20 protein-coding genes are annotated in these 19,658 nt (G+C 47.8%); 12 read left to right on the forward strand and 8 right to left on the reverse strand.

Annotated elements, in window-relative coordinates:
• The first annotated feature begins 4 nt into the window (after positions 1-4).
• Together HMPREF9194_RS00280 and HMPREF9194_RS00285 are read left to right on the forward strand one after the other, a co-directional pair.
• Positions 5-1,216, forward strand: coding sequence for an iron-sulfur cluster-binding domain-containing protein (locus tag HMPREF9194_RS00280; RefSeq protein WP_016524362.1), 1,212 nt, complete (start codon positions 5-7; stop codon positions 1,214-1,216).
• Positions 1,217-1,337: 121 nt separating this feature from the next.
• The gene (locus tag HMPREF9194_RS00285; RefSeq protein WP_016524363.1) at positions 1,338-2,117 is read left to right on the forward strand and encodes a helix-turn-helix transcriptional regulator; all 780 of its coding nucleotides are present in this window, start codon (positions 1,338-1,340) and stop codon (positions 2,115-2,117) included.
• An 18-nt stretch (positions 2,118-2,135) separates the two neighbouring features.
• Here the strand turns inward: HMPREF9194_RS00285 and HMPREF9194_RS00290 are convergent, their stop codons facing one another.
• Genes HMPREF9194_RS00290 through HMPREF9194_RS00305 form a run of 4 tightly spaced genes read right to left on the reverse strand, consistent with a single transcriptional unit; the run spans position 2,136 to position 5,538 of the window.
• Entirely contained in the window at positions 2,136-2,765 is a 630-nt protein-coding gene (locus tag HMPREF9194_RS00290; protein ID WP_016524364.1) for an alpha/beta hydrolase, read from the reverse strand.
• On the reverse strand, positions 2,755-3,720 hold the full coding sequence (locus HMPREF9194_RS00295) for an ABC transporter substrate-binding protein (protein WP_016524365.1): 966 nt from the start codon (positions 3,718-3,720) through the stop codon (positions 2,755-2,757). Before HMPREF9194_RS00295 ends, HMPREF9194_RS00290 begins: the two co-directional genes overlap by 11 nt.
• Positions 3,717-4,511, reverse strand: coding sequence for an ABC transporter ATP-binding protein (locus tag HMPREF9194_RS00300; protein ID WP_016524366.1), 795 nt, complete (start codon positions 4,509-4,511; stop codon positions 3,717-3,719). Before HMPREF9194_RS00300 ends, HMPREF9194_RS00295 begins: the two co-directional genes overlap by 4 nt.
• A gap of 34 nt (positions 4,512-4,545) precedes the next feature.
• The gene (locus HMPREF9194_RS00305) at positions 4,546-5,538 is read right to left on the reverse strand and encodes a FecCD family ABC transporter permease (RefSeq protein WP_016524367.1); all 993 of its coding nucleotides are present in this window, start codon (positions 5,536-5,538) and stop codon (positions 4,546-4,548) included.
• A 313-nt stretch (positions 5,539-5,851) separates the two neighbouring features.
• Between HMPREF9194_RS00305 and HMPREF9194_RS00310 the strand changes: the two genes are divergently transcribed.
• A complete protein-coding gene (locus HMPREF9194_RS00310; protein WP_016524368.1) occupies positions 5,852-7,759 on the forward strand; it encodes an AMP-dependent synthetase/ligase in 1,908 nt (635 codons plus the stop codon).
• Positions 7,760-7,776: 17 nt separating this feature from the next.
• On the opposite strand, the gene HMPREF9194_RS00315 is transcribed toward HMPREF9194_RS00310, so the two are convergent.
• Positions 7,777-8,034 carry a Fur family transcriptional regulator gene (locus HMPREF9194_RS00315; protein WP_016524369.1) on the reverse strand — a complete coding sequence of 86 codons (258 nt, stop codon included), beginning with the start codon at positions 8,032-8,034 and terminating at the stop codon, positions 7,777-7,779.
• Between the two features lie 208 nt (positions 8,035-8,242).
• On the opposite strand from HMPREF9194_RS00315, the gene HMPREF9194_RS00320 reads away from it, so the two are divergent.
• The 9 genes from HMPREF9194_RS00320 to HMPREF9194_RS00360 all read left to right on the forward strand — a co-directional run bounded on the left by HMPREF9194_RS00320 (position 8,243) and on the right by HMPREF9194_RS00360 (position 16,581).
• Positions 8,243-8,785, forward strand: a complete 543-nt coding sequence (locus HMPREF9194_RS00320; protein ID WP_016524370.1) for a MotA/TolQ/ExbB proton channel family protein — start codon at positions 8,243-8,245, stop codon at positions 8,783-8,785.
• Between the two features lie 13 nt (positions 8,786-8,798).
• Entirely contained in the window at positions 8,799-9,206 is a 408-nt protein-coding gene (locus tag HMPREF9194_RS00325) for an ExbD/TolR family protein (RefSeq protein ID WP_245540710.1), read from the forward strand.
• Complete coding sequence (locus tag HMPREF9194_RS00330; RefSeq protein WP_016524372.1) at positions 9,190-9,897, forward strand: energy transducer TonB; 708 nt, start codon at positions 9,190-9,192, stop codon at positions 9,895-9,897. Before HMPREF9194_RS00325 ends, HMPREF9194_RS00330 begins: the two co-directional genes overlap by 17 nt.
• Positions 9,898-10,109: 212 nt before the next feature.
• On the forward strand, positions 10,110-12,116 hold the full coding sequence (locus HMPREF9194_RS00335) for a TonB-dependent receptor plug domain-containing protein (RefSeq protein WP_016524373.1): 2,007 nt from the start codon (positions 10,110-10,112) through the stop codon (positions 12,114-12,116).
• Between the two features lie 12 nt (positions 12,117-12,128).
• On the forward strand, positions 12,129-13,193 hold the full coding sequence (locus HMPREF9194_RS00340) for a calycin-like domain-containing protein (protein WP_016524374.1): 1,065 nt from the start codon (positions 12,129-12,131) through the stop codon (positions 13,191-13,193).
• A gap of 61 nt (positions 13,194-13,254) precedes the next feature.
• The gene (locus HMPREF9194_RS00345) at positions 13,255-14,115 is read left to right on the forward strand and encodes a hypothetical protein (RefSeq protein WP_016524375.1); all 861 of its coding nucleotides are present in this window, start codon (positions 13,255-13,257) and stop codon (positions 14,113-14,115) included.
• A gap of 221 nt (positions 14,116-14,336) precedes the next feature.
• Positions 14,337-15,812, forward strand: coding sequence for an InlB B-repeat-containing protein (locus HMPREF9194_RS00350; RefSeq protein ID WP_016524376.1), 1,476 nt, complete (start codon positions 14,337-14,339; stop codon positions 15,810-15,812).
• 214 nt (positions 15,813-16,026) lie between these two features.
• Positions 16,027-16,278: a type II toxin-antitoxin system Phd/YefM family antitoxin gene (locus HMPREF9194_RS00355; protein ID WP_016524377.1), complete on the forward strand. Its 252-nt coding sequence runs from the start codon at positions 16,027-16,029 to the stop codon at positions 16,276-16,278.
• Positions 16,279-16,284: 6 nt separating this feature from the next.
• A complete protein-coding gene (locus tag HMPREF9194_RS00360; protein WP_040846087.1) occupies positions 16,285-16,581 on the forward strand; it encodes a Txe/YoeB family addiction module toxin in 297 nt (98 codons plus the stop codon).
• Positions 16,582-16,618: 37 nt separating this feature from the next.
• Here HMPREF9194_RS00360 and HMPREF9194_RS00365 read toward each other — a convergent pair whose 3' ends face one another.
• Genes HMPREF9194_RS00365 through der form a run of 3 tightly spaced genes read right to left on the reverse strand, consistent with a single transcriptional unit; the run spans position 16,619 to position 19,655 of the window.
• On the reverse strand, positions 16,619-17,929 hold the full coding sequence (locus HMPREF9194_RS00365) for a small ribosomal subunit Rsm22 family protein (protein ID WP_016524378.1): 1,311 nt from the start codon (positions 17,927-17,929) through the stop codon (positions 16,619-16,621).
• Positions 17,926-18,270, reverse strand: coding sequence for a MerR family transcriptional regulator (locus HMPREF9194_RS00370; protein WP_016524379.1), 345 nt, complete (start codon positions 18,268-18,270; stop codon positions 17,926-17,928). The genes HMPREF9194_RS00365 and HMPREF9194_RS00370 overlap by 4 nt, the downstream gene beginning before the upstream one ends.
• A complete protein-coding gene (der, locus tag HMPREF9194_RS00375) occupies positions 18,267-19,655 on the reverse strand; it encodes a ribosome biogenesis GTPase Der (RefSeq protein WP_016524380.1) in 1,389 nt (462 codons plus the stop codon). The genes HMPREF9194_RS00370 and der overlap by 4 nt, the downstream gene beginning before the upstream one ends.
• Positions 19,656-19,658: the final 3 nt, after the last annotated feature.

A 19,658-nucleotide genomic window follows, 5' to 3' on the forward strand; every position in this document is an offset into this window, starting at 1 on the left:
AAATATGACAAAAAAGTGTAACTATAAGATTAATGTAATAGGCGCACTGGATATGCTCCGGTTTAAGAATATGCCGAAGTTCCGTGAAGCTGCGATCGAAGCTGCTCCTGCAACTCCTCTGCCGAAGAGTTTTATTACGAATGAAAAAGCAAAACAACGTCATCCCGAAAAACAACATGTTGTTATTTCCGAAATTCGTAATTGTGGGGTTGACACAAAAATAATCATATTAAAAACCGAACATAACGAACCGCTTGCATCTTTTCGTGCCGGCCAGTATATCAGCGTATCACTTTCTATCGGCGGAGTTACGACAACCCGTCCTTATTCGCTTTGCTCTTCCCCCCTCGATGCAAAACACGGTGAATATCACATAATGGTTAAGCGCAACGATGCGGGCTTTGCCAGTTTGTATATTCACGACAAATGGAAAGTCGGCCAAAAACTCATTATTTCAGGTCCGCAAGGCCATCTGTATTATGAAAGACCTCGAGATGAAAAAAAAGTTGTAGCTCTGGCCGGCGGCTCCGGGATAACGCCTTTCATAGGAATGGCTTATGCACTAAGGGATAAGCTTGAGGATTTCGAGCTGATTATTCTATATGGTTCACGAAAGGAAGAAGATATTACTTATAGAAAAGAGCTTGATGAAGTATGTGCCGTCTGCGATAAAGTAAAAGTAATTTATGTGCTATCCGACGAGGATAAACAAGGCTTTGAACACGGTTTTATAACAGCGGATTTAATAAAAAAATACGGCGGAAATGCATTCAGCGTGTTCATGTGCGGCCCACAGGCTATGTATAACTTTCTCGATAAAGAACTTGAAAAGCTTTCTTTACGCAAAAAACTTGTTCGAAGAGAACTGTTCGGAATGATAAAAGATCCTTGGAATCAACCGGGTTATCCTATGGAAATACGCCGGAAAGTTTTTAATCTCACAGTTATCCAATGCGGTAAAGAATATAATATTTCCGCTTCTGCCGATGAACCTCTGCTTGTGGCGATCGAGCGAGCCGGTATTATTGCTCCGGCACGTTGCCGTAGCGGTGAGTGCGGGTGGTGTCGTTCAAAGCTTCTTTCGGGTAATGTATATGTTCCCCTAAAAACCGACGGGCGCCGTGCTGCGGACATAGAATTTAATTATATTCATCCATGTTCCAGTTTTGCAATGTCCGATGCGGTACTGGAAGTTCCGATGTCGACACAAGTTTGAACTTCAACATTACAATGAACGCTTGGGCAAGGGCGGGATTTTATGCGGCGTTTTATTGACAAAACCGAGGCGATATTTTAGACTTTGTATAAGTTAGTAAAGACTAAAATACGAGAGAGGTATGGACAGCCAAGACTTAATCAAGCTGCGGTATTTTTATTGCAGCGGCAAGTTGCGGGTTAAAAATATTCGCTTGTTTACCCGCTCAAAAGACAGAAACGAAGAAGCCTACCAAACCGTACTCAACGCTTTTATGTTCCCGCTGCGGGGCAGGGCCGACATTTGTTTGGACAATCAGCGGTTTGCGGCTTCGGAAGGAACACTGATTTACGCAACGTCCGGCCATAAAATCGGATTTAAAGTAAAAAGCGCCGAGGACTTTGTATATTTTAACATCTATCACAACGACGTGTATGATAAAAATTTTTGCGTCTCCTTGAGCAACTACGGTGCGTACATTCACGACATTCAAACCTACCTTGCCGAAACGTCGGCCGACGAATTGCGGGAATATTTTATACGCGAACGCTTTCTTTCTTCCGTATTTAAAAAGCTGTTTGAACTTGAAGATTTTACCGATTTTCGGCAATTCGGAATTATCGAGAAGGCGGAGCATTATTTAAGCGAGAATTTCAGTGAAGCCATTTCGCTCGGCGATATCGCTTCTGCCCTGCACGTAAGTGCAAATTCCATTTCGTATTTATATAAAAAATACCGCAACGAAACGATAAAAAACCGCATTATAGAACTCAGATTAAAAAAAGCAATCGATTTGATCGCCCATAATAATTATTCGATAAAAAAAGCCGCATTGGAAGTCGGCTTTAACGATCCCTTGTATTTCAGCAGGCTGTTTAAATCGAAGATCGGGTATTCGCCGAACGAACTGCGCAAAACCTGATTTTCCGGCGCGGGATTTTCAGTAACTGCGGACGAACCAGTCGAGCGCGCAGCCGATTTTTTCTTTTATATAGTCGTGGTGGTCGCCTTCGAATATTGTTGAAGTTACATCGTTACCGGCTTTTAAAGCGCCGGCGATTTTTTCGGCCTTGCGGGGAAGATCCTGCAAAAGTTCTTTGTTCTTTCCTTCGTTTTTACCCCAGATAAAAAGAAGCTTTTCGTTTTTTACGGCGCCGGCTGCAACACGCTCTAAAAAATACGAGTCGAACCTTTCGTACCATACCGAAGGCGATATGAGAATGTATCCGGCGCATTTTTGCTTTGTTTGCAGCGTGAGCGCGTACAGCAAAAAAAGGGCGGAAAGGGAATAGCCGGCAAAAACCGTGTGTGCAAAGGAGCCGTCATACCGATTTTGTAACAGTTCATATGTTGCACCCGCGTGCCCGGAAAAGACCGTTACATTGTGTTTGCACAATGTGCTCTGTGCTGGCCACGGGCTCAATTCGTCGGCGCGGTTTTCAAAGTCTATTCCCCGCACGGTAAAATCCGCAAGCCTTTGATCCTGTCCCAAGTATTTTTCAAAAATATACCGGTCCAAAACGCAAAGGCTTGTCGGCTTAGTACCGTTTTGTATAGTTTCAATTACCATACAACGCTTTTGCAAGTTTCGAATAAATCTCTATCGTTCTGACGCCGTAATCCATAAAATCGTCGTAAGCGATCGCTATAATGGCGTTGTTTTTTATCGCCGTGACGTTTGCCAAAGCACCGTTTATACGCAGGTTTTGTATGGCGGTGGGATCGTTTTTGGCGTTTCGGTCGGCCGTAATGTAAAAGATAATGTCGGGGTTCATGCTTACAAGGTTTTCAAGACCCAATTCGTTTGCCGGCTTGTCCAAGGCCGGAACGAGCTTGAGCCGTGCCAAAACGTTGCCCTGCAGCCCCGTTGAAACATCGAAGGAACCGAAAACGTTGCCGTTAAAATTCGTCATTGCCAAAACCTTTTGCGTGCCCTTTGCTTTCGAGCGCACCAGCGCGTCGGTTTCTTTAATGCGTGCGGCAAGCTGCGCCGTCAGTTCGGCGGCTTTGTCTTGAGCGTTGAAGATTTTTCCGTAGGTTTGTATGTCTTCGAGCACCGTTTCAAGAACGGGATTTATGCCGGTAACGCTCGCCTTTTGCGGCACGGCCGCGATGCCGGCTGCATTCAATTCGGCGACGGTTCCGAGCGCTTTTGCGTTGAACAGCTTATCGCGTCCGACGATTATGTCCGGCCGGGCGGCCAAAACCGCTTCTTTCGACAAGCTTTTTTTGTCGCCGATTACTTTAAACGAGGCGAAATCCGCGGCGTATTCGTTCGTAATTTTGTTGTCGGGCTTTAGAATGCCGATTATCGTATCTTTTAATCCCAATTTAAGCAGGATTTCGGTGGAAGATACGTTTGACGTAACGACCCTTGTCGGCCGCTTGGAAACGGTTTGCCGCATTTCTTTGCCGCTTGCGTCGAATATCGTAACCGTCAGCGGGTACAAGGTTTCGGCCGCGGTTAAAAGCGAAGATAACAGCAGCGCTGCAGCCGTTATCGCAAAAAGTTTTTTTGCTTTCATATGTCCTCCTGATTATAAAAGCTTATATCAATATGACCGGTTTTCCGGTTAAATTCGATTTCGGAATTTAAATGATACACATCGCGGATCATGTGCGGATTAATAATGTCGGCGGTGTTGCCGTGCGCATAAATGAGTCCTTCCTTAAGCACAATCAGTTTGCCGAAAAACTGCGACGCCAAATTGAGGTCATGCAAAGCCGTCACTGTCGTGATTTGCTGCGAAACAATCAGGTTCATCAGCTTGATTTGGTTCGTTATGTCCAAATGATTGCTCGGCTCGTCCAATATGAGGACGTCCGGTTCCTGCACCAAGGCTCGTGCAAGGATTGCCCGCTGTTTTTCTCCGCCGGAAAGCGTCAGGATGCTTCGGTTCTCCAAATCGGCAAGGTTCGTTTTTTGCAAAATATGCGATACAATGCGGTCGTCTTCTTCGGTGTCTTTGTCGAATAAGCCCTTATGTGGATTTCGTCCGAGCATGACGTATTCGTATACCGTAAAATCGAATGCGCCGGCGTCGAATTGAGGAACGTATGCAAGCGTTTGCGCCAACTCTTTTTTTGAATATTTTTTTAAATCTTTTCCCGCATACAGTACGGTGCCGCCGTATTTGGAAAGGTGCTGGGTTAAAATATTCAGCATCGTCGATTTGCCGCTCCCGTTGGGGCCGACGAGGCAGTAATTGTTTCCGTTTAAAATATCGAGCGTTATGCCTTTGAGAATCCGCTTGCCGCCCAGCGTAATTTCCAAATCTTTTATTTCGAATGCCGCCGTTTCAGCCGTGTCTTTCACGTCTTTGCTCCCATGCGAAGTTGTTCTCAAAAAGTTATCCTTCCCTCTGCCCGTATTTACTTTGTATGAGCGCAACGGCGAAAATCGGCGCGCCGATGATTGCCGTGATTATGCCGATGGGAATTTCCGCGTTCGGTATAATTGTGCGGGCAACCGTATCGCAGGCAAGCAAAAAGAAAGCGCCCGTCAATACCGATACGGGAATCAGTTTTCTATGGTCGGTACCGAACAACATTCTGCAAACGTGCGGAACGATAAGGCCTGCAAAGCCGATGATGCCGGATACGCTTACGATAACCGAGGTCAATATCGCTACGATGATCAGAAGAAGTGCGCGCAAGCGGTCGGTGTTTAAGCCCAAACTTTGCGCCGCCTTATCGCCCTGAACGAACACGTTGAGGCTGCGCGCAGTCAAAATAAAAAAGATCGTGCAGATAAGCGTCGTTCCCGCGGGAATTCGTATGTTTTCCCAATTTGCCTGCGCGAGCGATCCCATAGTCCAAAATTTGATGCCCGTGATTCCGTCCGCCGTGCCGTAAAGCGTCAATATAAAGTTTGCAATCGATATAAAAAACGCGTTAATAATCGTGCCGGACAAAATCAATTTTGTCATCGACGCTTTTCCGTTAATCGACGACATAACAAGCACGAGTACAATCGATAAAAGCGAACCGGCAAAGGCGAAAGCGGACAGTCCGACATTGCCGAGCGCACCGGAGCCTACCGCAAAAATAAAATAAATACCGGCACCCAAATACGCTCCCGACGAAACGCCCAACAAATACGGTTCCGACAGGGTTGTGCGCACGAGCGCCTGAATCACGACGCCGCTGAGCGCAAGCGCCGATCCGACCGTTATCGCCAAAACGGTTCTCGGAATCCGCAGATTGAAAATAATGTACGAAAAAGATTTGTTTTGCACGGCTTCCGCGTTTCCCGAAAGGACGCTGACGACATCGCCGAAGGGAATTTTGACGGCGCCGGACATAACGGAAAGGAGCGAAAACGCGGCGATAATTGCGAGCATACAAAAATATAAAAAAAAGTTATGCTTAAAATATGTCATTCCGATTTAAGCATAACGCAAGCCGACTTTCTTTGAAATGGACAATATCGAAAAAGTATGGACTAATTTAAAAAGACGACAAGTGACATTTTGTGTGGACATTTGTCGAATATTGACAAATGTTTGGAGCGCATCCCGTTTTATCCGAATATTGTTTTCTTTGCCGCGTTGTCTCTGCCGAGCTTGATTTTTTTACAGATGTGCGCTATAGTATATCTGTATACGTCAAAATGACAAATTTTGAGATTTTGTTTTTTTGTAAAAGGAGGAGCGTATGGAGCAGACCGTTCCGAAAATGCTTAAAGATTCCGCCGGGAAATGGCCCGAAATTCCGGCACAATATTTTAAAAACACGGCGGGAACTTTTTCATTTTTTACGTACAAAGAGCTGCTCGAAAAAGTCCTCGATTTCGGGGCCGGTCTTTTGTCGCTCGGTATCAAGCGCGAAGAAAACGTCGGCTTGATTTCCGACAACCGCTATGAATGGCTCCAGTCCTCTTTGGGAATTATGGCGATCGGTGCGGCGGATGTTCCGCGCGGCTGCGATGCGTCGGAAAAAGACCTTGCGTATATTTTGGCGTTTGCGGACTGCAAAACGGTTATCGCCGAAAATGCCGCCCAAGTGCTTAAAATAATCGGCATAAAAGAATCGCTGCCGGCATTAAAGCGCCTCATCTGTTTTGAATCGGTCGGCGAAGATGTTGCGCGGCAATGCAAAAAGGCTAAAACGGATCTTTTGTTTTTCGGCGACGTTACGGCTTTGGGAGTCGACTACCGCGCAAAGCATCCGGGAAAGGTCGAAGCCGAGCTTGAAAAAGGCACGGCCGAGGATATCGCCTGTATTATTTTTACATCCGGCACAACCGGCGAGCCTAAGGGCGTTATGTTGTGTCACCGCAATTTTATGGCGCAGCTGGATGAACTTCCCGAGCGCATCAATTTGAACCCGGGAGAACGCGCCTTGTGCGTACTGCCCGTATGGCACGCATTCGAGCGCGCCTGCGAGTATATCATTCTTATTCAGGGCGCGGCTCTTTGCTATTCGAAGCCCATCGGAAGCATCATGCTTGCCGATTTTCAGGCATTAAATCCGCAGGTTATTCCGGCGGTTCCGCGCGTTTTTGAAGCGCTGTATGAAGGCATATGCCGCGCGATGCGCAAAGCCGGCGGAATCGTTTTTATACTGTTCGGTTTTTTTACGGACGTTGCGGTTTTGCACACGCACATCGATCGAATCTTATTCAACAAAAACGCCCGGTTCAAAAAAACGCCGCAAGCGCCCAAATGGATTTTGCTTGTACTGCCGTGGCTTTTGCTGTATCCGCTTAAACTGCTCGGCGGCCTGATTATCTTTAAAAAAATCCGTATAAAGTTGGGCAACGCGTTCCGCGGCGCCGTTTCCGGAGGAGGTGCGCTTCCTCCCGTTGTAGACGATTTTTTTGCCGCCGTCGGCATAAAGCTTGTGGAAGGGTACGGATTGACCGAAACCGCTCCCGTTGTTTCGGTACGACCTTTTTACCGGCCGATTTTCGGTACGGTCGGTTCTCCCATACGCGGCGTTGAAGCGCGTATTGTCGGCGAGCACGGCGAAACGCTTCCGGCCGGGCATAAGGGCGTCGTTCAAATACGCGGCGCAATCGTTATGAAAGGGTATTACAAAAAGCCCGATTTGACGGCCAAGGTTATCGATAAGGACGGCTGGTTCAATACCGGCGATTTGGGAATGCTTACGATAGACAACGAGCTCGTACTGCGCGGCCGCATAAAAGACACGATTGTGCTCCGCGGCGGTGAAAACGTCGAGCCGCTGCCGATCGAAATGAAAATCAACGAATCGCGCTTTGTGTTCCAATCGGTGGTTGTCGGGCAGGATCAAAAATATCTTGCGGCCCTCATCGTCCCTTCCGAAGAAGAAGTGAAAGCGTTTGCCGCCGAAAAGGGCATTGCGTACGACAGCTACGAAAAACTTTTGCGCAACGCCGAAGTTAAAAAACTGTTCGATGCCGAGTTGGCGTCTTTGGTGAACGGGAAAAACGGCTTTAAGCTGTTTGAACGCATAAACGCGTTTGCGCTGCTTGCAAAAGCGTTTGAACCCGGCGTCGAATTGTCGGCGAAGCAGGAAATTATGCGCTTTAAAATTCCCGAACTGTACGCGAAAGAGCTGCACGCGCTGTTCCGGTAAAGACGGAAAATCGGCTTTTATACAGTGTCCGTCTGCCGTTTTTTTACTATCGTAACGTACTGCCGGCGGATATAGCCGAGTTCCTGAAGTAAACGCACCGTCCGATATACGGTTGCCCGACCGATCGAATCATCCTCTTTATGTGCGATATAAAACAATTCTTTCGGCGATAAATCGGAATTTTGCAAGATGATCGAGAGCAGCCGCTTGCGCTGTTCGGTTACGCGCATTCCGTTTTTTCTGAAAGAATTCAATATTTCGTTAAAATAAGTCATAAGAGTGTAAAACGGTATCGAATAAAAACCACAAAGTTATAATATACTAACTTTTATAAACGGTCAATGAACGCGGGCGATATTGCAGGCGGTGTACACCCGAAAACGGACAACTTTAACCGTTATTGAGAAAAAATATCAATAAGCACCGACACAATACAATGGTTTTTTTATCGGTTTTATGTTAGTATAGACAAACAAATTGACTATGAGATTGATTGAATTTATTAATTTAGGCGGGCCTCTTAACTGGGTGCTTGCGGCGATACTGTGTTTTTGTTTTTGTCAGTGCCTTGAGCGCGGCATATATTTTTTTCAAACGCGTAAGGGCTCGAAAAACGACGTGCTTAAACGCTTGCAGGAAAAAACCGCACCGTTTGCGGCTTTGCCGGAAGAGGTACGGCAAAAAGAGTTCGTTAAAGAAAGCACTCTTTTGTATTATGAAATGAACCGCGGGCTGTGGCTGCTCAATTTTATCAGCGCAGTGTCGCCGTCAATCGGTTTGCTCGGCACGGTTACCGGTCTTATCGGTTCGTTTTCCAAAATGGCGGAAGTGGGAGCGGCGGTGAACATTCAGGATTTGTCCGGCGGTATTTGGGAGGCGATGCTCACTACCGCGTTCGGTATGATAATTTCGATTCCTGCGCTCTTGTGTTACCGGACGTTTAAACGCATTATCGAAAAACGTATGATGCTCATGGATTTGTACGGCCAAGAATGCGGGAAAGCGGCGGGGCAAATGCAGGGGTAAGTACAGGAGATATATGATGATCAAGCCCGGCTTTGTATCCCGTTATGACGAAGAGCTTGTCGTAAACATCACATCGCTTATCGACGTTATTTTTATTTTGCTCATTTTTTTTATGGTGTCGACCCAGTTTAAAAGAAGTTCGCTGCCGCTCGATTTGCCGCGAAGCGAAGATACGACGCAGGAACACAATACGACAAAGGTGCTCGCCGTTACCGCCGACGGAATGGAACTGGACGGCAATGCCGTAACGCTTGAAGCACTGCAGGATGCGCTGGCAGCCCTTTATGCGCGGGAGCCGGAACTTGCGCTTTCTCTTGAGTGCGAACGGACGGTCGAATTTGAACGGATTGTACGGATATTGACCAAAATACAGGCTGCCGGAATCAGCCGCATCGGGATTGTGCATGAGCCGCTGGATTAGCTCCGCTCTGTGTACGGCCGCTCTTGTCGCCGTGCTGTTTTGCCTGCCGTTTTGGGGCATACGGAGTTCCTCTTCTTCTCCTGCGTCGATTGTTTCCGATACGACGGTGTCGAATGTTCGCATCGTAAAACGCGCGCCGAAACAAACGCCGGCGGTCGTGCAACCCGTACAAAACGAAAGTATTCCCGCTGTCCCGACAAAACCCGCCGAAACGATTCCCCTCCCGAAACCGGAAGAAAAGCCGGAGCAGGCGGAGGAAACCTCCGCCGAAGCGCCGGAAAAACCGTTTGAACAAGCGGCCGAAGCGGTCGATGAAACTTCGTATGTAGCTGCGGGCGAAAGTACGGCAAGCGACGCGGCGAATGCGGGCGACGTTACGGATTCGTTTTCGCATACGCACGATGCAAAAGCGGCCGCAACGTATAAGTCTTATGTGCTCGGACGTATTGCGTCAAAAAAAACGTATCCGTATGCGGCGCGGTCAAACGGGTTGGAAGGCAAAGTGCGTGCGCGGGCAGTCATCAACCCCGACGGAACGCTTGCCGATGCCGTGATTTTGACGCCGTGCGAATACGAGCTTTTAAACACGGCATGTCTTGCCGCAATTAAAAAAGCCGCACCGTTTAAAAAAATGAGCGCCGGTATGGGTGTCCTGACCGTTTCGTTCGTTATGGATTTTTCGCTGCACTGATTCGGGCGGCAGGACGTTCCGTTTCCGTCTGCGCGCTATTCGAATGCACGACGTTATCGATATTTTTTCTCAATAAAGCGGAATGTTGTTGCAAAAAAAACAAAAATCTTTTACTTATATAAACATCCCAAGTTAGCCATTACTAACTAATTTACGGTAAAGCGGCTGAACACCAAAGGACCTTTGAGGTGAGACGATACATAATTTGTTGTATGATGCTGTTTTCGGCGACATTTTTATTTTTGCAGGAAGCCGAAGACGACGTTATCGTTGTGGATGCGGAAAAAATCGAGCAGAAAATCGACGAGTCGACCGAACAAAAACGCACGATTACGAATGACGATATACGAAAATCCGGCGCGAAAAACGTCGGCGACGCTTTAAAAACCCTGCCGGATGTTGCGGTGAGCGCCGCTACGGCGGGCAATGCCAACGAATCGGTTACGATGCAGGGACTTGGGAACGGGTATGTAAAAATCATGATAGACGGCGTAAGCGTTTCGACCGATATGTCGGGCGCGGCACCGATTTTTCAGATTCCCGTAGAAAACATCGAGCGTATCGAGGTTATAAAGGGTGCCGATGCCGTTTTGTACGGAAGCAGCGCAATGGGCGGCATTATCAATATTATAACAAAACGCGGCGCAGCAGATGCTTCGCCCCTCAGCCCGCAAAGTACGGAAAAAACAAAGCTTAAAGTTGCCGGCAGCGTTACCGAAGAAGTCGGCTTTATGCCGCTGATACTCGGTTGGAAAAACTATACGGCCGCCAATCTTATCGTTTCGGGAAAACATATTACGAATACGCTGATCGGCAGCTTCGATTTTAATCCCGGCCGGGAACAAATGACCGAAGACTCCCTTGCCGGCTGGATCCGCTATTATAAAGGCACAAAAAAAATATTGGGCTTTTTCCGAAACACCTTTACGTGGAGCGATACGTGGGGCTCGGTCGGCGCGTACGGCGTATACAGCGGTTCGCACCAAGTAAGTAATTATGCGAAAACCGGTTTCGATAAAGGAACCGATATGGTATACACCGCGCACCGCGGCGAGCTGGGCGTTACGGGAAAATATATGTTCGGCGAAACGCTGTATGTCGACGGTTTTGCCGCAGGCAAACTGTATTTTATGGATACCGTTCGGCATGTAAAAGCCGGCATGCATTCCTCTAAAACGGGAACACATTCCAATTCCTTCGATACGGAAATCGATGTTCGTGCCCACTGGACGCCGAACACAATCAACGATGTTATCTTCGGTATAAACGCCGGCCTTGAATCGATGGCGGGTACATCTTTTGAAAAAAGAAAATACGCTTTGGAAACGGCATTGTTTGCACAGGACAGCGTTTCGCTTTTCGATAAAAAACTGACGCTCGTTCCCGGAGTTCGCTTTGACTTTGCACCGAGCGTTCAGGGAAGTACCGTGTGCTTTATGGCGACGCCGAAATTCGGCGTTAAATACAATCCGAGCGAAAAAACGGCGCTCCGGTTCGGTTACGGTATGGGTTATAAAATCCCTACGTTGAAACAAAAATATTGGATTTTCAAACACAGCTATGCGCCCGGAGCGGGTAATTTTATTCTGTACGGAAATCCGAATCTTGTTCCCGAAAAATCGCACAGCTTTAACGTCGGAATCGAGCAAAACGTGGCAAATCTTTTTACGGTTTCGGCCGGAGGCTATTTTAATTATATTCTCGATTTAATCGACCATGTTGTTACCGACGGCGTTTCTTCACCGCAAATACGGAAATATCAAAACGTGGATAAAGCGATCACCTTCGGCGGCGATATTTCGGCGGGAACCGAGATCGACCGATTTAAGGCGAAAGCAGGTTACGCGTATACGGGAGCAAAGTTTTATGATGCGGGGACGTCGCGCTGGGAAGACCTTGCGCTGCGTGTGGCGCATCGGGTAACGGCGAACGTTTCATATCGTATCCCTTCCGCCGAAACCGAAGTGTCATTGAACGTTCAGTGGAATTCGCCCCAGCTTTTAACGGCAAAAAGCGGCTACTATACACCCGATTATTTTATGGTCGGCTTTAACGCGTCGAAGAAATTTTTAGATGAAAAACTGGAAGTGTACGCCGGTTTGGACAACATGCTCAACAATATCCACTTTATAAAAGGCAGCAACAACGAAACGCAGGCATTTTATTACGGGCTTGCCGAAGGCATTACGCTCCGCATCGGCGGCAAATACACTTTTTAAGCAGGAGTTTTTATGGAAAAAGAAGTTATAAAAAAGAGTGCACGGCGTTTTTTTTCGGGCATGGGCATTGCCGCATTGACGGTTTTTGCTTTATTGACGGTTTCCTGCACGGAACTGCTTAATGCGTTTAAAGACGAAGCGCTTGAAAATCACGATATTTCCGACATTTACGGATACACGTATTACGGAAACATTACGTCTTCGAGCGGCAGCACGCTGACACCTTCGCTTACGATTTATAACGGCGAACGGCTCGATTGGAATATGAGCGTCAACGGTATGATTGATACTCAATTTTGGTATTATGCCGAAAAAAAATCAAAAAATAATTATACCCTGCATTGGTTTGTCGGTTCGGACAAGAATTCTGCAAGGTCAAAAATCGAGGCTGACGCCGTAATGACCGTTCAAATCGGCATAAACAGTACGAACGGGATTATCATTTTGCTTACGGGCGACGGCCTTACCGGAATCGGCGCGATGTCGAATACGCGTGTACCCATGGCGCGGCAGATTGGAATTGTACGTAAATTGACTGCACCGGAAATAAAGATTGATGATACTGAAGATATAGCTATTGTGATTCCCGAAACGGCCGCGGATACCGAGTGGAGTGCGGAAAAAATCTACACGGGTACGTTCAAGTATTTGGTTAAACAAAAAGGCAAGGTTATACAAAGCGGATCGGGATCGAGCGGGAAGGATGCCCACGGTAACGAGATAACCCCGACCGCCCGCATTGCCGCAGACGGTACGCATACGGTAAAACTTATACTGCCCCGTTTTGCATACGATTCCAATATGACTATTGAACCGATCACAATTCCCGGCGTTAAAGTGCAAAAGAAAGACGACATATATTATTTTAAGTACGACTCGCCCAAAAAAGAACTTCCGCCCGAAGAAGGCGGAGGAATTCCTGCCCTTAAAGCCGATGGAAAAACTATTAAATTAATGCAGCTGTCGGTTCGCGGTATGCTTAAAGATGAGGGGGGGACACCGACTCTTACGTTGCGTACTTCGTTTAAGCCGGGAATAATGCCGTTTCCCGTTGTTCAAGTATTTACAGGCACATGAACGGATTTTCCGTTTGAAAAAATATACAAGCTTCGTTGAGAAGCAGAAATAGGAGTGTTTTATGAAAAAATGTATGGTTGTGGCGGCTGTGTTGGCGGCCGTCCTTATCGCTCTGACGGGCTGCCCCAATCCGGCCCACAATGCTCCCGCTGAATATACCGTCACTTTCAGCATCGACAATGATACGAACGGTACGCTTAGCACAAAAGCGAACGGAGAGACGATAACATCCGGCACAAAGGTAACGGAAGGCAAAACGGTTGTGTTTACTGCCGAACCGAAGGCGAACTATACTGCGACGTGGACTATTACCGGCGGCGCATTTGAAGCCGGTACGGGAACATACGGCAGTACAACGGCAAAGGTCAAAGTTACTTCCGATGTGACGGTCAAAGTAAGCTTCTTAAAGCTGCATAAAGTCGACGCTACGCTGAGTGTTTATGCTCCCCTAATGAATCTTGATTTAGCTAAGGGACAGCCGGATAAGGGAGAAAAGTTTAAACCTATAGTGGAAGGTTGCCAAGTTACCGTTGACGGCGACGGAAAAAGGATGATTACCGTAAAATTCAGAAAGTCGTATGTAAATGTCAAGGGCCTTGTATCGAACACATTTATAGATCCGCGTAATTCAAAGCCCGGTTATTACGATATGGACGGAATTAAACAGGATGCTCCGTACACTGTAAGCACGGATGATACTGCGGACGATCCTGAGGGGGAAAAAGTCCACTACGTCACTTCGATGAGCTTTCCCGTGAGCAAAGACAAAACAGAATACTTTTTGTGGCTTTATCTCAACTCCTCTGTTATGGGCGCACAGTCCGGTGACGGCAAAGGAACTGCAGGTCCGAACGAACCGAATGAACACTCAAAATATGCAGGAAAATTTACCGTAGACTGGTCTACGCTTACGGAAGAATAAGATGTAGGGAATACGTTCGCTGTACCGTCGCTAACGGGCGCCGTGAGTACATGGCGGAGCGGCGGGCGTTTCCGCATTTGTATCATATGTATAAGCCCGCGCGGAAAAGCAGGTGCTTTTTTGCGCGGGCATTTTTTGAATCGGAGGAAAATTATCAGGTATAATTCTGAGCTTTAGAAAACGGGGAAGCCTTTTTTTAAAGCTTGTTTTAGGAGTATTTTATGAAAAAAATATTGCTTGTTTTGGCGGCTTTTACGGCCGTTTTTATCGGTTTTACGGGCTGCCCCAACGCGGCGCAGAATAGACCCGATCCGGTACCGCAGGTAAAAGAGCATACCGTTGCGTTCAACGCCGCCGATGAAAACGGTGAGTTGATCGCAAAGTCGGACGGAAAAATCATAACATCTTCCGCAAAGATTGCCGAAGGCAAAATCGTTACCTTTACGGCAAAGCCGAAAACGGGTTATGTCGCCGATACGTGGACGATAGAAGGCGCGTCGTTTGAAAGCGGCACGGGAGCACCCAACAGCGACTCGGCATCCGTAAAAGTAAGCGCCGATACAACGGTAAAGGTGAGCTTTAAAGCGGCGGCATCGGGACGGCATGCGGTGTCGTTCGCCTCTTTCGGCAGCGGAACGCTTACGGCGAAAATTCAGGGCGGCGATGCGATTGTCAGCGGAAACGAAGTCGAAAACGGTAAAACGGTTGAGTTTTCAGCGGTTCCCGATGCGCACTGGAAAGTAAAAAGTTATGCGCTTAGAGATACCGCAACGGGTGATCTTCTTACATTCAAATCCGGAGGGCATATTACCGAAACCTCTGTCGCCGCTCCCGCACAAGCCGTTATCGGTAAACCGGTAACTATCGAAGTCGTATTTGACGAGATTACACACGACTTAAGTCTTACGGCTGTTTCAGGAAACGGTACGTTTACCGTAATCTCTGAGGGGGAAGATATAACTTCCGCCGGGAAGGCTGCCGAGAATAAAACGATTGAGATTACTGCAAAACCGAATGAGGGCTATAGTGTCGATAAATGGACGATTACCGGCGGTGAAGTTGAAGGCGGTACTATCGCCGACGGCAGTCCTACGGCAAGGGTGAAAGTCGGTACTTCCGCTATAAAGGCAGTGGTAACTTTCAAATGGACCAAAGACGACGGTTCTTTCATTCCCAATAAAACATATAAGGGAAAGACCAAATTAAGTTGTCTTATGCCTCGAATGAAGCGCGATTTCGGTGCCCCTTTGCTGGAAGATGCATACATTACCGTTGATGAATCCGGCAATGCAACGCTTGTCGCAAAGTTCAGAAAAGCATCTTTGACAATAATGAAAAATAAAGAATCAAATATCTTTATCGATCTGCGTAATTCCCGGCCGGGCTATTACGATATGAACGGAGTCAAACAGAACGTAATAAACTACACCATAAGCCCCGAAAACGATACGGCGACCCCGCCCCGTACTGATCCGGCTCATACAACAGGTGTCCGCTATGTTACTTCAATGACGTTTCCTGTAAGTAAAGCTGCCTCCGTTTACTATTTATGGATTTATATCAATTCCGATGTGTACGGCGTACAGTTCTGTGATGGTAAAAATCCCGCTGCCGGGCATTTTTGGTTTGAGCCGGGATTTGCTACAGAGTATAAAGCCGAGTTCACTATCGATTGGGCTTCGTTTAAACCTGAGTGAAGTTTTTAAACACGGCTATCTGAGCGCGCTTGTTGCAAGAGTGCGGCGGGCGTTGTAAAGCGTTAGCGTGTATTTAATAAGCACACAAACCGTCGGAAAAACAATTGCTTTTTCCGACGGTGTTTTTTTACGAAAACGGCAGCTACCGTTACGGGCAAACCGTCGCGCCTTGACGGATATGTGAACCTCGGTTATATTTAAACGGAGGTACGATATGACGTCAATTAATGCCGTACAGGCAAGAACGGATCTTTTTAAAGTTATAGATTTGGTCAATGAAACGGCAACACCTGTTACGCTTACGAATAGTGAGGGCAAAAATGCCGTCCTTATCGGAGAAGACGATTGGCATGCTATTCAAGAAACCCTCTATTTGAATTCAGTTCCCGAAATGACTGAATCTTTAATAAGAGGAAGAGATGCTTCGTTGGCGGAATGTATTGATGAGGCCGATGTCAAATGGTAAGACGAAATGTATAAAATCGTCTATGCGAGACAGGCATTAAAAGATATAAAAAATTTAAAAGCGGTTCGGCTTGATTTTAAAGCAAAAGCACTTATTGAAATTATACGGAAGAATCCGTTTCAAAACCCTCCACCATACGAAAAATTAATCGGGAACCTTTCTGGATTATATTCACGACGTATCAATATTCAGCATAGATGTGTATATCAGGTCTATTCGGAAAAAATTGTTATTAATGAAATTGAATATGAAGGTATCGTTAAAATTGTCCGGCTGTGGACACATTATGGCAGTGTAAAATAAAATATTGTACAAATCCGCGTTTATATGATTTTCGTATTTACAGTCTGACAATCTTTGCACCGCTTTTGCGGTCGATGCTCAGGTTTTGAATGTCGGCCGCTTTGAGCGGGGCTTCCGTGAGATCGCCGGAAGCAAGCCTCTTTTCCCGCGCATTTTTTTCAATTACCAGCGTAAGGCCCCACGGCGCGCATGCATAGCGTCCCGTTTTGTGTTCGGGAAGCGCGATCGGATCCGAGCATATGCGCATGCGATACGGTATTTTATCGGCCGCAGCGGTTTTACCGTCCGCGCCGCGTTTTTCCGCATGTTCGGCTTTCGGGTTGCGGGAGAGCGCTTCGGGGCGGGTGAAAATAAAGCTTATGGCTGCGCGCTCTTTTGCAAGACTCGCCTTTTCCGACAGCTTTTTGAGCGCGAAAGGCGCCGTTTCGGTATTCAGTATAAAGTGGCACCATTTGCCGCCTTTTTTGCCGTCCATCGGGCATTCGTTTTCGTGCGGGCAGGGAGATACGCAGCTCATGTTTTTCCGAAGCATTGCCGCCCGCAATAAACTGATAAAGCGCGCCGCGCGGGGAATACCCGGTTCGGCAACGAAAAAAGCGCATTCGCTCTTTCCGTCCGGTTTTTGTGCGCCGTACGAAAAAAGCCGCGCGGCGTATTTTTTTGCTTCGGCTTCAAGCGACTGCGATGTGTTCCAATACAATTCGTTGAACATATTTGCGCAGGTTATAAACGACGCTTTTTGTTTTATCTGCGTGCCGATTTCTCCTTTTACGCGTACGATGCGCCAGCAAAAACCGTCCGCGCATTGTGTATTGCCCGCGCCTTCCACGCTTTTGGCGCTTTGCGTGCTGTCCGCGTCCTGTGCGCTTTGCGCATGTTGCGCATTTTGTAAGCGGGCGGCGCACGACAAAAACAGGTTTTCGCCCAAGGCGAGGGCGTTTTGGCTTGTGTCCATACAGTACCACGTAAGCTTTACGGCGCGCAGTTCCGGCCGGGCAAGGTACAGGGCCAACGGAACGCTCAACGGACCCGAACCTATATCGAGGCAAACGCTTTCGTCGTGCAAAAATGAAAAAACGTTTTCATCGAGGGCGGAGAAAACCGACGTCAATCGGAATAAATTCCACCATAAAAAATAATACGCGTAAGCCGAAAGCATAACGTTGTCGTTCATGTAGCCGAGCCTGCGCTTCGAGCGCTCGTCGGTAAGGCAGTGCGAAAGCTCTTTGATGTTGCGGGGCAAAAGCAAAAGCTGTTTTGACGAAAGCGGAAGGTTTGTGCGGATTATGCCGTCGAAATTGTCCAAAATACGGCGGGCGTCTTCGGGAGGGGAAGCGAATACGTTCATTGCGGCTCTTCTTTTTCGCTATGGTGAAGCATGCGGTACAAATCCAAAAGTTCGAAGCGGATGCGGTTCAGCTGCGGAATAAGCGTATCTGCCCCGCTTTGCGAACCGGCTGCCGCGGCTTCTTGCAGCAATTCGGCGCGCGCACCTTCTATCGTGTATTTTTTTTCCTGAATAAGATATTTAAGACGCAAAACGGTTTGCACGTCGCGTTTGGAATACGTGCGCCTTCCGCCGATATCTTTTACGGGGGCGAGAGAGGGGATGACTTCTTCCCAATAACGGAGCACGTGGGCTTTAACCGAAGTGATCCGCTCAACATCGCCTATCGAAAATCCCGTCACGGCTTATCCCTCTCTTCCCATTTTTTGCGGCTCGCCTGAATGTCGAGGTTTATCGGAATTTTCGTATAGCCCAAATCTTCGCGGATTTTATTTTTCAAATAGGCGATATACGATTGCGGAACCGATTCGGGCTTGGTTGCAAAAAACAAAAAGCTCACCGGGTTTACCTTTGTCTGCACCCCATAGCGGATGCGGAAGCGCGCGCTGAACGAAGCCGGCGGCCGGTAGGCGGTAAGCCAGTCTTTTAAAGCGGCGTTTAAAGGCCCCGTATCGGTTTGGCGGTTCAGTTGATTGAACACTTCGCAGGCGGTATTTAAAAGCGGCTTTATGCCCGTTTTTTCTTTTGCCGAAATTTCGACGATCGGCGCGTATGCCATGTGGCCGAACATAATGCGTATGTTTTCTTCGGCTTTGCGCGCCGTTTTTTTATCCTGTTCCTGTGTGTCCCACTTGTTTAAAACAAAGATGATGCCGCGCCCCTTATCGTGCGCAAGTTTGATGATTTTTTTATCCTGTTCGGTTAAACCTTCGCCGGCGTCTATAAGATACAGCACGATGTCGCAGCGCTCAAGGGTTTTTATGGCGCGGTTTACCGAATAATATTCCACGTCTTCTTTAACCTTCGCCTTGCGCCTTATGCCGGCCGTGTCCAATACGCGGAAGATTTTGCCTTTAAAAGAAAAGCTTCCTTCAACCACGTCGCGTGTCGTTCCGGCGTAATCGCTGACAATCGACAAGTCCGTGCCGGTAAGGCAGTTGCACAGGGTGGATTTTCCCGTGTTCGGCTTGCCCAAAACGGCAAGTTTTATCGCCGGTTTTTCTTCAACTCGGCAGGCGCCGGAAAAGTCCAGCTTGGAAAGCAGTAAATCGATAAGTTCGGGAATGCGGTCTCCGTGTTCGGCGGAAATGCAGATAAGGTCTTTAAAGCCGAATCGGTAAAACTCCTGCGCTTCGCTTTCCAAGCGTCCGCCTTCGGTTTTGTTTACCGCCGCGACAACACGGTCCCAATGCGGCCGTAAAAGCGCGATGAATTCTTCGTCTTCGGGGGTAACCGCTTCGGCGTCGAGCAGCAGGAGGATGAGGTCGGCTTTTTTTAAAGCGTCGAGCGTTTTTTCGGTAACCAAATCGTCCAAAACCGCTTCGGGGCTGCCCGTCGTCCGCGTGAGCTTAAAGCCGCCCGTGTCCATAAGGCGTACCGGATTGCCGCGTATGAGCGCGGTTTCTTCAACGGGATCGCGCGTAACGCCCGGCGTCGGGTCGGTAATAACGCGCCGTTTATGCAAAAAGCGGTTGAATAAGGTGGATTTTCCCGTATTCGGGCGGCCGGCAATAACGACGAGCGGATGATTCCGATAAGACGCCGCATTTTGCGTATCGTGTTCCATACC

Origin of the sequence: Treponema maltophilum ATCC 51939 (genome assembly GCF_000413055.1) — a bacterium.
Lineage (GTDB): Bacteria > Spirochaetota > Spirochaetia > Treponematales > Treponemataceae > Treponema_C > Treponema_C maltophilum.

What these genes read in the sequence shown, in the direction of transcription:
- HMPREF9194_RS00280 (WP_016524362.1), top strand. Translation starts at nt 5, where the DNA reads ATGACAAAAAAGTGTAACTATAAGATTAATGTAATAGGCGCACTGGAT.
- HMPREF9194_RS00285 (WP_016524363.1), top strand. Translation starts at nt 1,338, where the DNA reads ATGGACAGCCAAGACTTAATCAAGCTGCGGTATTTTTATTGCAGCGGC.
- HMPREF9194_RS00290 (WP_016524364.1), bottom strand. Translation starts at nt 2,765, where the DNA reads ATGGTAATTGAAACTATACAAAACGGTACTAAGCCGACAAGCCTTTGC.
- HMPREF9194_RS00295 (WP_016524365.1), bottom strand. Translation starts at nt 3,720, where the DNA reads ATGAAAGCAAAAAAACTTTTTGCGATAACGGCTGCAGCGCTGCTGTTA.
- HMPREF9194_RS00305 (WP_016524367.1), bottom strand. Translation starts at nt 5,538, where the DNA reads ATGCTCGCAATTATCGCCGCGTTTTCGCTCCTTTCCGTTATGTCCGGC.
- HMPREF9194_RS00310 (WP_016524368.1), top strand. Translation starts at nt 5,852, where the DNA reads ATGGAGCAGACCGTTCCGAAAATGCTTAAAGATTCCGCCGGGAAATGG.
- HMPREF9194_RS00315 (WP_016524369.1), bottom strand. Translation starts at nt 8,034, where the DNA reads ATGACTTATTTTAACGAAATATTGAATTCTTTCAGAAAAAACGGAATG.
- HMPREF9194_RS00320 (WP_016524370.1), top strand. Translation starts at nt 8,243, where the DNA reads ATGAGATTGATTGAATTTATTAATTTAGGCGGGCCTCTTAACTGGGTG.
- HMPREF9194_RS00325 (WP_245540710.1), top strand. Translation starts at nt 8,799, where the DNA reads ATGATGATCAAGCCCGGCTTTGTATCCCGTTATGACGAAGAGCTTGTC.
- HMPREF9194_RS00330 (WP_016524372.1), top strand. Translation starts at nt 9,190, where the DNA reads ATGAGCCGCTGGATTAGCTCCGCTCTGTGTACGGCCGCTCTTGTCGCC.
- HMPREF9194_RS00335 (WP_016524373.1), top strand. Translation starts at nt 10,110, where the DNA reads ATGATGCTGTTTTCGGCGACATTTTTATTTTTGCAGGAAGCCGAAGAC.
- HMPREF9194_RS00340 (WP_016524374.1), top strand. Translation starts at nt 12,129, where the DNA reads ATGGAAAAAGAAGTTATAAAAAAGAGTGCACGGCGTTTTTTTTCGGGC.
- HMPREF9194_RS00345 (WP_016524375.1), top strand. Translation starts at nt 13,255, where the DNA reads ATGAAAAAATGTATGGTTGTGGCGGCTGTGTTGGCGGCCGTCCTTATC.
- HMPREF9194_RS00350 (WP_016524376.1), top strand. Translation starts at nt 14,337, where the DNA reads ATGAAAAAAATATTGCTTGTTTTGGCGGCTTTTACGGCCGTTTTTATC.
- HMPREF9194_RS00355 (WP_016524377.1), top strand. Translation starts at nt 16,027, where the DNA reads ATGACGTCAATTAATGCCGTACAGGCAAGAACGGATCTTTTTAAAGTT.
- HMPREF9194_RS00360 (WP_040846087.1), top strand. Translation starts at nt 16,285, where the DNA reads ATGTATAAAATCGTCTATGCGAGACAGGCATTAAAAGATATAAAAAAT.
- HMPREF9194_RS00365 (WP_016524378.1), bottom strand. Translation starts at nt 17,929, where the DNA reads ATGAACGTATTCGCTTCCCCTCCCGAAGACGCCCGCCGTATTTTGGAC.
- der (WP_016524380.1), bottom strand. Translation starts at nt 19,655, where the DNA reads ATGGAACACGATACGCAAAATGCGGCGTCTTATCGGAATCATCCGCTC.